This window comes from Enterococcus sp. 5B3_DIV0040 (assembly GCF_002140755.1).
Taxonomy (GTDB): Bacteria; Bacillota; Bacilli; order Lactobacillales; family Enterococcaceae; genus Enterococcus_D; species Enterococcus_D casseliflavus.
On the sequence record NZ_NGLC01000002.1, the window covers coordinates 172,141 to 182,432 of the forward strand.

The window sequence follows — 10,292 nt, forward strand, 5'->3', positions numbered from 1 at the left end:
AGAAGAATGTATGCTCATATATCTTAAACTATTGAAAAAACGAGAATCCATTTTTTTTTTGCTTTTTTTTAAAAAGATTTTCTCAATAGTTCTTTTTATCAGATATACTAGTAATTCGGGAGAAATGGTAGATATCTCGTATAAAATCCCATTTTGGTCATCATTCAATTTTAGACATTCATCATCCTGTCTCTTATACACATCTGATGTGTATAAGAGACAGAACCTATATATTGTTTTTTACAATATGTTCAACATGAAATATTTATTATCAATAAATAACTTTAAATCAACACTCTAAAGTTTCACTATACTTAAATTTTTGACTTAGTTAATTCGATCAATATCTTTCTGAAATAACAGCCTTTTAAAATTAGAAAAAACTATCTTTTCAAAACCTGGGATTACCTTCTCAAAATCATCATAAATTTCTTTTAAGTCTCGGGGATAAACAATCTTTTTATCCTTTCTTGCAAATGGTCCATCCGTTTCAAACAATAGTTGTGATTTAGGAATGCTTTGAATGATTTCCAACCCATTCTTTGAAGAAAGCATTTTATGATTTACAGAAAAAAAATAACCCGATTCAGCAATATCTTTCAACGTTTTTTTTCCACCAGTATACCAATGAAAAATTGCATTTCTCACATTATTTTTTTTGAGTATCTCAAGAACTTCCACTTCTGCTTTTCTAGAATGAATTGAATAAATATTACCTTTGTTGTACTTAGGATTAGTTATTTGTTGAAATATTTCAACTTGCTCTTTTTTTAATCGTTGATTTGATCCAGAAAAATCAAGTCCTACTTCTCCAATATATCTAGTATACTTCAATCCTTTTTCAAACTCATTCCTACTAAAAATATACTCTCCTACCATATCTGGATGAAACCCTAATGCCATTCGTACATACTTATAGTTCTCATATTCATATCGAGTTTTCAAAAATATTTCCGGCAAGTAAGTGACAAAAATAGCGTATATCTTCAATTCTTCATACTCTTTAGCTAACTCTAATGGTTTTGAATAAAAATCAATGTGAACATGCAAATCAATATATCCCATATTTTTCAATAAACCTTTCGTATTCAGAGACAAATTTATCAAACATTATTTTTTGTTTTTGTAAGTAACTTTCATCCTCATGAAATTTCGGTTTATTGTTAGATATTTCACCAAAGATTGTATCATTTTTAATAGCTTCGACATATGCTTCAAAATATCCCACATTGTTATTGTAATCTTTCAAATAATTCTTTGGCGCAGAAGTGATATTTTCATACCCAACAAAATATTCAGTATCAAAAGTCTCATTATCATGCGAAGCTAAAGATATTTTTCTAAGTATACATGGAATACAAGTACCACATTGCCCTTTATGTTTGTAATGTCTTCCAGCTCTGCTTTTACCACATGTAAAAGTATTTTTTATTTGTGATTTAAATTCAAAATTCATATTTGCAATAACTTCTCCTTTAGTTTTATACTCAAACTTGTTTAAAATTCGAATATCATAGCCAAGAGCAGTAAGAAGTTCATTGTAAAGAAATATTGTTTTAGGATGAGTGGTTTTTGTAGTAAATCTTCCAAATTCTGGATTCAAAGATAGGATGCCATTCTCATACATTCTAATCTCTCTTGTAGAGTTAGATATTGCTTTCGATATCGCTAATGAAAGATACAATAAAGATCGTGTAGACTGAAAGTGAAATGTTTTTGCTTTTTGATATTTATTCCTAATATCAATCTCACTTCCGTGGACAGAAAAAATCTTATTATAAAAAGATTGTAATAATACTTGGTGTGTTTGCTCTTCTGACTTATTGACGTATCCCACGTAATCACTTAGAATATTACTTGAAAAATTATGATATGCTCCTGCTAGAGAATCTAGTCCTCCTGAAAAAAGAGTTATACACTTTTTTTGAGAACTAGGAATTTCTAATGGTAAAATATTAAATATTTTTGTGTTTTTTTCAAACATCACATTAAACAGATCTCCAGATACCCAATTAAGAAGTTCAATCAATTGATCCTTTGAACTTTCCCATCTTTCAATATTATATACTTTTGCTGAAACAGCTATTTTTCTAGGGGCTTTATTATTTGAATCTCCACCTGTAGAAATATCTCCATCAAAAGCTGCAAGCATTACGTTAACTATGTCACAGGCATTACATCGTTCATGTTCACTCATATAATAGTAATCTGTAGCTTCATCAATAAAATCTTGAAAGTAAGAATTTGTTTCCATTAGAATCCACCAAAATTTTTAAGTTTATCAGCAATCTGTTCATTTACTGTAGCCAACGTTATTTTACCATCAATCAAGTTCGAAATATTTTCTCTCACATCATCTTCAAATAACTTATCAGCAAGAGGTTCAATGAATTCCTTTCTAATTTGCGGGATAGTTAATCCTTCATCTAAACCTTCTAATGCTCCTTGCATTGTATTTTCTAATGACAGGAACACAATTCGGTATAACAATTTCTCTATAAAATACCTTTCATCTTTTTCTTCATTAATAGTTTCTGCTAAAGCTATTCGCAATGATTTTAGTAATATTTCAGACATTTCCACATTCAGATTATCTTCAACAAGCTCCATTACCTCGTTTATCCATTGTTCTCTTTTTAACAAATTATGTGCTATTTCTTCACACTCATCTTCTTCCAATGCATAAAGTTTTGAAAGCTTTCCACCTACAACACCTACAATACTCTGATAAGTTTCTTCAGAAACTTCTTTGCCAATAAAATTACTTTTTATCGTACTAGTTATTTGTGGCAAACTCGATTTGGCCTCGTCAATAGACTTTCCTGCGAGAATTTTTCTAATAGATTTATCAACTCTAGCTTTGTTTGTTCCCATGAAATCACTCCGTTCTTATTTAGTATAGAAAATAGCTTTCCTTTTAACCAATTATACAAGGTTATGGCATTTCTTATAACCTAAAAATCAAGTTTTGTTAAAAATAATACTTCAATCATTTATATATATATTTATATATAGTATTGTCTTATTCCATTTTCTACTTATCCTAGCGAAATAACTCTATAAGTATATATTACGAATATATGAATTTAACGTGAATATGCGTTTTGGTATAGTAAACTTGTTTGGATCAGTATTACAGTTCTTGATGCATTTTTACCCCATCTTTACTTTATATGTAACACCATTCAGCGTGAATTTTCATATAATTGAGGTCTGACTCATTTATATTTTCCCAGACTTCTTGGAGTATTGATTTACTGCGTATGCAAACTATAATTTCCTCATATATTTTGGTCATTCACTAAACTGTCTACAATTATCTCTTAACCATATAGTCTTCAGGTTGAGATCATTATGCTTTTTGTCAGTTCAAAAAAGCATTTACCAAACTAAATTGCGAAGCGTCTGAAAATGTTGCTATATTGGCATTTTGAAAGCTGCGAAACTTTACGAGCTTTCTTAAGAACTTGTTAACCAAGTCAGCATTTTTGAAATTATCTTACTTTCACGGTACATGTTTAAAGCCATCCAAATAATTCAAAAAGTTTGATTTGTCCATCGTTTGGATGAGCGCTACTAATATTATTCCTCTTATTCAACATATGAACTAATTTTTGATGAACAATATCAGTTTTTATCTCAATCTTTAAACAATTATCTAATAAAACTCTATCTTTAATATCAATTAAGTCATTTATATCAACATAATCTTCTCTTAAATTATCTCCTACTGCTGAATCACAAAAAAATTTTCATACAACACACTATTATTTTTGTTATATAAATTAATAGCAACCTCATTCCATAAGTCATCTAACGCTGAGACAAATCTTCCAATTAAATTTCGAAAGTTATATTGCATTTTTTGAATTTTGAGATTTATGCTTTGGATTATTGTTTAAAAGCTGCCTGATATTTGATTCTTTTACGACTTTGTAGTTAGTATATTTTCTGATGGAAGTCCCAAAGGTATTAAATAGTTTTCGAAATCACTGTTATCCATAATTTCCATTTCTTCAAAATTAAACGAACTCACCTCATTTGTTTAACTTCCTTCTATTTTTTATACTATATGTTACCACAAAACAAAAAAAAGACATTCCCAAATAAATGGAAAATGTCTTGAAATGTTGATATATAGAATATATTAACGTTTTGAAAATTGAGAAGCTTTACGAGCTTTCTTAAGACCTGGTTTTTTACGTTCAACCATACGTGCGTCACGAGTAAGTAAGCCAGCACGTTTAAGAGCTAAACGGAAATCAGGATCAACTTGTAACAATGCACGTGCGATACCGTGACGGATTGCACCTGATTGTCCAGCGTATCCACCACCATTTACGTTTACAAAAACATCGTATGAACCTTTAGTTTCTGTAACACCGAATGGTTGGTTGATTACTTCACGCAAGTCTGCGTGTGGGATGTATTCTTCAACATCTTTTTTGTTAACAGTAATTTTACCAGTACCTGGTACTAAACGTACGCGGGCTACTGCATTTTTACGACGGCCAGTGCCGATATATTGAGCTTGTGCCAATGAAATTCCCTCCTATTAGATTAAGTTTGTAATGTCCAATACTTCTGGTTGTTGTGCAGCATGTGGGTGTTCAGCGCCAGCATAAACATGAAGTTTCATTCCTTGTTTACGGCCTAAAGTGTTTTTAGGAAGCATGCCTTTTACAGAAGTTTCGATCAAACGACGAGAATTTTTAGCACGTAATTCTCCAGCAGAGACTGATTTCAATCCTCCTGGGAAGTTTGAGTGACGGTAATAAATTTTATCGCTTGCTTTGTTACCTGTTAATTTGATTTTTTCTGCATTAATGACGATTACGAAATCGCCTGTATCCACATGAGGTGTGAATGTTGGTTTATTTTTACCACGTAAGACAGATGCTACTACTGCTGAAAGACGACCCATAGGAACATCTGTTGCATCTACTACGTACCATTTACGTTCTACTTCGCCTGTTTTGGCCATATATGTTGTACGCACAATTTTTTCCTCCAATTCAATTTCACGAATGTTTGACATACACTTGAGTTTCCGGGGCTCTTGTGGGGCAAACAATACCATATAACATAATACCTTCTATAAAGCCTAATGTCAACGTAATTCCGCCTCTTTTTGAAAATTTTCTCCATTCGTTTTCTGCCATTTTCTCTGAAAAATGAAACTTGTTGTTGCAGACTTCTAAAACTGAATACCAAAATGAATATTATGTATAAACTTTCATTAACGAAGTGAGCATCCACTTCTTTTCCTCAATCACCAATAATAGTATAAAAACCTGATAATCACCACTTTTATGTATAAATATTTAATTTTACCCTTGATTTATTATTTTTATTCTGATAAGATAGCTTCAATCACTTGAAAACACGCGGAAAAGGAGTTAATAAGTATGAAAGAAAAAGTAATATTGGCCTATTCTGGAGGATTAGATACCTCCGTTTCAATTAAATGGTTAACGGACCAAGGATATGATGTAGTGGCTTGCTGCCTAGATATCGGTGAAGGTCGCGATACCCAATCCATTAAAGACAAAGCTTTGGCAGTTGGCGCGATTGAATCTTATGCCATCGATGCCCGCGAAGAATTCGCCCAAGATTTTGCTTTGATCGCTTTACAAGGCAATACTTTTTATGAAAATTCTTATCCTCTTGTTTCCGCTTTGTCTCGTCCATTGATCGCCAAGAAATTGGTGGAGTTGGCATTAGCGACTGGCGCAACGACCGTCGCCCACGGCTGTACCGGTAAAGGCAACGACCAAGTTCGGTTTGAAGTAGCGATCGCCGCTTTAGCGCCTCACTTGAAAGTCATCGCACCGGTTCGGGAATGGAAATGGTCTCGGGAAGAAGAGATTGCCTATGCGGCTGAAAAAGGGGTGCCGATTCCCGCTGACTTGGATAATCCATATTCCATCGACCAAAACTTATGGGGACGTGCCTGTGAGTGTGGCGTCTTAGAAGATCCTTGGGCAACGCCGCCAAAAGGGGCCTACGCCATCACGCAAGAATTAGAAGATACTCCTGACGTACCAACGATCGTTGAGATCACTTTTGATCAAGGGGTACCGACCGCCATTGATGGCGAAACGATGAATCTAGCAGAATTGATCATGAAACTAAACCGGATGGCTGGCGAGCATGGCGTTGGTCGGATCGACCATATCGAAAATCGTCTGGTGGGGATCAAATCACGGGAAGTTTATGAATGTCCGGGAGCGATCGCTTTGATGACGGCTCATAAAGAATTGGAAGATTTGGTCTTCGTGCGGGAATTGGCGCATTTCAAGCCAATCATTGAGCAGCAATTAGCCCAAGTCATCTATGACGGCCTATGGTTCAATCCATTGACGGAAGCATTGATTACCTTCCTGAAAAGCACGCAAGTCTACGTCAACGGAATCGTGCGTTTGAAATTGTTCAAAGGCAACGTCATTTGTGAAGGACGGAAATCTGAAAACAGCTTGTACGATGAAAACTTAGCAACGTACACGTCTGCAGATACCTTTGATCAGCATGCGGCTATCGGCTTCATCAAATTATGGGGACTGCCAAGCAAAGTGCACGCTGAGATCCAAGCACAACAGCAACTAACAGAAACATTGATTTAAGTATGCACGGCTGAAGCTGCCGCTTCAGCCGTAATCTTTTTTTGAGGTGAGAATATGGCAAAATTATGGGGCGGACGTTTCGATGGAAAAAATGAAGCATGGATCGATGCTTTTGGGGCTTCCATCACGTTTGATCAAAAGTTAGCAAAGCAAGACATTCTTGGCAGTTTGGCACATGTCAAAATGCTGGTCCATACGGGCATCATCAGTCAACCCGATGGCGAAGCGATCATTGGCGGCTTGACCACGATTCAGCAGCAATTAGCCGCTGGCGAATTGACCTTCACGATTGAAAATGAGGACATCCATTTAAACATCGAGACATTCTTGCATGAATTGATTGGACCAGTGGCAGGCAAATTGCATACTGCCCGTAGTCGTAATGACCAAGTGGCGACCGATATGCATTTGTATTTGAAAGAAGTCGTGCAAGACGTGATCACTTTGATCGCTGAATTGCGAGAAGCGCTGGTTTTACAAGCCGAAGCCAACATCTACACCATCATGCCCGGTTATACCCATCTGCAGCATGCTCAGCCGATTTCATTTGCCCATCACCTCTTAGCCTATTACAGCATGCTGACGCGTGACCAAGAGCGTTTCAGTGAGAGTTTGAGCCGCATCGATGTGATGCCTTTAGGCAGTGCCGCTTTGGCAGGAACTACCTTCCCTATCGATCGTGCCTTCACCGCTCAAGAGTTAGGGTTCAGCAATATTTACAGCAACAGCCTAGATGCGGTCAGCGATCGCGATTTTATCTTGGAATTTTTAAGCAACGCCTCTTTATTGATGATGCATCTGTCTCGTTTTTGTGAAGAGCTGATTCTTTGGTGCAGCCACGAGTACCAATTCGTGGAACTGACCGATACCTTCTCCACTGGCAGTTCCATCATGCCTCAAAAGAAAAACCCTGACATGGCGGAGCTGATCCGTGGAAAAACAGGACGTGTCTATGGGAACCTCTTTGGTCTTTTGACGGTCATGAAGGGCTTGCCGCTGGCGTACAACAAAGATTTCCAAGAAGACAAAGAAGGCATGTTTGACAGTGCCGAAACCATCACGAAAAGCTTGCAGATCATGACGGGCATGATCGCAACGATGAAGGTCAATCAAGCACGGATGCAAGAATCCACTGAAAAGGATTTTTCCAACGCAACAGAATTAGCGGATTACTTAGCTGGCAAAGGCGTGCCTTTCAGACAAGCCCATGAGATCGTCGGCAAACTTGTCAGCGAGTGTTTGAGCAAAGGCATCTATCTGCAAGATGTTTCCTTGGAAGAATACCAAGCGATCCATCCTGCCATCGACAGCGATATTTTTGAAAAGCTTGACTCCTATACCGCCGTCAAAAATCGTCATTCGTATGGCGGCACCGGTTTTGATCAAGTGGCACAGCAAATTGAAGCCGCCAAAACGTTATTAACAAGCAAGTAAAAAAACCAGCGAAGAAAATTCTTCGCTGGTTTTTTGTTGATTAATGACGTACGCGAGATTTCGCTGGATCGATCAATGGCGCTTCGCCTAAGTGCGCTTGGATCATCCAAATACGTTTTTCGATGGCTGTTTTGAAGCCGATGAAGATATCTTGGGTTGGATCGTCGCCTTCTTCACCAGATACTTCGATCCCTTTTTGGTATAAGTCCGCTAAATAACGGTAGCCTTCCACCAATGTAGCTAAGCGTTCTGGAATCGTGCGGTCCCAGTTACCCACTTCATCAGGGATTTGAGTGTGTTCTGCCATTTCACGCAAAGTTGAATATGGTGAACCGTCTAATGTAATCAAGCGTTCAGAAACTTCATCCAATTGCTCATTTAGATCATCCATGAATTCGTCCATCATTGGATGCAATGTCAAAAAGCCAGGTCCACGCATGTACCAGTGTGTTTGGTGAACGACCATAGCCATTTGGCTTAAATCAGCAACAAGTTGGTTTAATACTTCTTTTGTTTGTTCAAATTTCATAACGATTCCTCCTCTAAATTATCTATTTTAAGGATAATACGAAACAATTAAAAAGTACAACAAAATCATCTATTTGAGAAAATTTCTCACTCTCTTACGTATTTCTTTATGAGGGGGTACGAAAAATGACGATTTTCGTGTTTTTTTTAGGCGCTTTACTCGGCTTCTTTTGGCTTTTGCTCTTACATACTCTGTTTTGGAATCTGCCAAAAAGTGATTCTCGTTCTCACTACCAGAAAGTGAACAAAGTTTCGGATAACCATTGGTTTCTTCTCCTTCCTACAAGATGGCTTTCACCCCCGCTTTATTGGGTCTTCGCTTGCATATGCTATGGCGGACTTTGCGGGCTTGCCTTTCATGATTCAGAAAGCTTCCTGGCTTTTGTCTGGCTGACCAGTGCCTTTTTACTCAGCTTGACCGACTTGATAGACTATAGCGTCTACCCGCAACTGCTGTACCCCGCCCACCTACTGCTAGCGCTGGCACAGTTTAGAAGCGGCGCTTCTTTTCAATGGCTGTCTTTAGGCTTGCTGGTTCCACTGGTCTTTTTTGTCTGGCAGGAAAAAATGGGCGGCGGCGATCTCTTAGTGCTGGCAGGCTGGGGCACTTGGCTAGCGCCAAAGACCCTTTTGGCCCTCTTACTGGTAGCCAGCAGTCTCGGTCTCCTCGCTTTTTTTAGCTATCAAGGCATCTGGAAGAAACGATTGGCGCAGTTGCCCTTCGTCCCCTGCTTGAGTCTGGGTTTGCTGATTGTTCGCTTTCTAGCGTTTCATACTTTTGACGGTTTTTTTCTTTGAAGTGAAGAAAAACGGGACAGGAAAAAGCGGGACAAGTTGGCCTCATCCCGCTTTCTCTTTCTGCTCTGTTGCTTCCCCTGCCTATGATAACGGCGTCCGTTTTTTGCGATCAAGGTAGATGCCTACTGCGATCACTACTAACAACAGTCCAAGGACGACCCAACCAGCGGTCGTAGTGTCATTGGTTTTCGGTAAGTTGTCAGTTCCCGGCTTCGGTGTTTTGCCTTCTTTGACATGATTGTTGAATACCATCTCTGCCGTTTGCTCCGCTTCAGCTACTAATTTTCCTGCTTGTTCTTTGACGGTGACCGTTACTTGATAGGTGGTTTCATCATAGATGATCGTGGCGTCATTGCCAGCTTTTTCACGAATCGTGTAACGATGTTCCCCAGCATCGTCATACGTCAATGCATCAAAGGTAATCGTTCCGTTTGCGTCATTGTGTTGGGTTTGCAGAACCTTTCCAGCTTCATCCACTAATTCAAATGCGAATTCGTTGGCTTGCAAGTTTCTACCCGTCAAGACTTTCTTCGCACTTAGTACGACACTGCCTGCTTGTGGTTGGTAGCTGTTTTCGAAGACTTGATCGCCTTCGTATTCCGCAACTGCCGTGAGCTGTCCAGCTTCATCCGTCACGGTCACAACTACCGCAAGCTCTTTTGTATCGTAAGTGATGGTACCGTCAGTTCCTGTTTTCTCACGAATGGTGTAGTGATACTCACCTGCTTTGTCATATGCAAGAGCATCGAAGTAGATCTTGCCAGTGGCGTCGTTGGCTTTTGTTTGAAGAACAGTTCCGTCTTCATTGACTAGTTCAAAATCGAATTCATTTGCTTGTAGCGTACGACCAGTTAAGACTTTCTCGGCACTTAGTACGACACTGCCTGCTTGTGGTTGATAGCTGTTTTC

At 38.2% G+C, this 10,292-nt stretch carries 10 protein-coding genes; 3 read left to right on the forward strand and 7 right to left on the reverse strand.

Going from position 1 to position 10,292, the window contains the following annotated elements; all coding sequences use genetic code 11:
* Positions 1-327: 327 nt before the first annotated feature.
* The 5 genes from A5883_RS13135 to rplM all read right to left on the reverse strand — a co-directional run bounded on the left by A5883_RS13135 (position 328) and on the right by rplM (position 5,002).
* A complete protein-coding gene (locus A5883_RS13135; RefSeq protein WP_197525958.1) occupies positions 328-1,065 on the reverse strand; it encodes a TatD family hydrolase in 738 nt (245 codons plus the stop codon).
* On the reverse strand, positions 1,052-2,254 hold the full coding sequence (locus tag A5883_RS13140; RefSeq protein WP_086338820.1) for a hypothetical protein: 1,203 nt from the start codon (positions 2,252-2,254) through the stop codon (positions 1,052-1,054). Before A5883_RS13140 ends, A5883_RS13135 begins: the two co-directional genes overlap by 14 nt.
* A complete protein-coding gene (locus A5883_RS13145; RefSeq protein ID WP_086338821.1) occupies positions 2,254-2,874 on the reverse strand; it encodes a hypothetical protein in 621 nt (206 codons plus the stop codon). Before A5883_RS13145 ends, A5883_RS13140 begins: the two co-directional genes overlap by 1 nt.
* Before the next feature lie 1,273 nt (positions 2,875-4,147).
* Positions 4,148-4,540, reverse strand: coding sequence for a 30S ribosomal protein S9 (rpsI, locus tag A5883_RS13150; protein ID WP_003128901.1), 393 nt, complete (start codon positions 4,538-4,540; stop codon positions 4,148-4,150).
* A 15-nt stretch (positions 4,541-4,555) separates the two neighbouring features.
* Positions 4,556-5,002 (reverse strand): 50S ribosomal protein L13, encoded by a 447-nt coding sequence (rplM, locus tag A5883_RS13155; RefSeq protein ID WP_303393675.1) that lies wholly within the window; start codon positions 5,000-5,002, stop codon positions 4,556-4,558.
* A gap of 406 nt (positions 5,003-5,408) precedes the next feature.
* Here rplM and A5883_RS13160 point away from each other — a divergent pair, with 406 nt between their 5' ends.
* Both A5883_RS13160 and argH read left to right on the forward strand, forming a co-directional pair.
* Entirely contained in the window at positions 5,409-6,623 is a 1,215-nt protein-coding gene (locus tag A5883_RS13160; RefSeq protein WP_005233014.1) for an argininosuccinate synthase, read from the forward strand.
* Between the two features lie 54 nt (positions 6,624-6,677).
* On the forward strand, positions 6,678-8,057 hold the full coding sequence (gene argH / locus A5883_RS13165) for an argininosuccinate lyase (RefSeq protein ID WP_086338822.1): 1,380 nt from the start codon (positions 6,678-6,680) through the stop codon (positions 8,055-8,057).
* Between the two features lie 40 nt (positions 8,058-8,097).
* Here the strand turns inward: argH and A5883_RS13170 are convergent, their stop codons facing one another.
* Positions 8,098-8,586 (reverse strand): Dps family protein, encoded by a 489-nt coding sequence (locus A5883_RS13170; protein ID WP_005230382.1) that lies wholly within the window; start codon positions 8,584-8,586, stop codon positions 8,098-8,100.
* 125 nt (positions 8,587-8,711) lie between these two features.
* On the opposite strand from A5883_RS13170, the gene A5883_RS13175 reads away from it, so the two are divergent.
* The gene (locus tag A5883_RS13175) at positions 8,712-9,383 is read left to right on the forward strand and encodes a prepilin peptidase (RefSeq protein WP_086338823.1); all 672 of its coding nucleotides are present in this window, start codon (positions 8,712-8,714) and stop codon (positions 9,381-9,383) included.
* An 81-nt stretch (positions 9,384-9,464) separates the two neighbouring features.
* Here the strand turns inward: A5883_RS13175 and A5883_RS13180 are convergent.
* Positions 9,465-10,292, reverse strand: an 828-nt coding sequence (locus tag A5883_RS13180; protein ID WP_141108426.1) for a Spy0128 family protein, incomplete at its 5' end; no start/stop codon positions are given.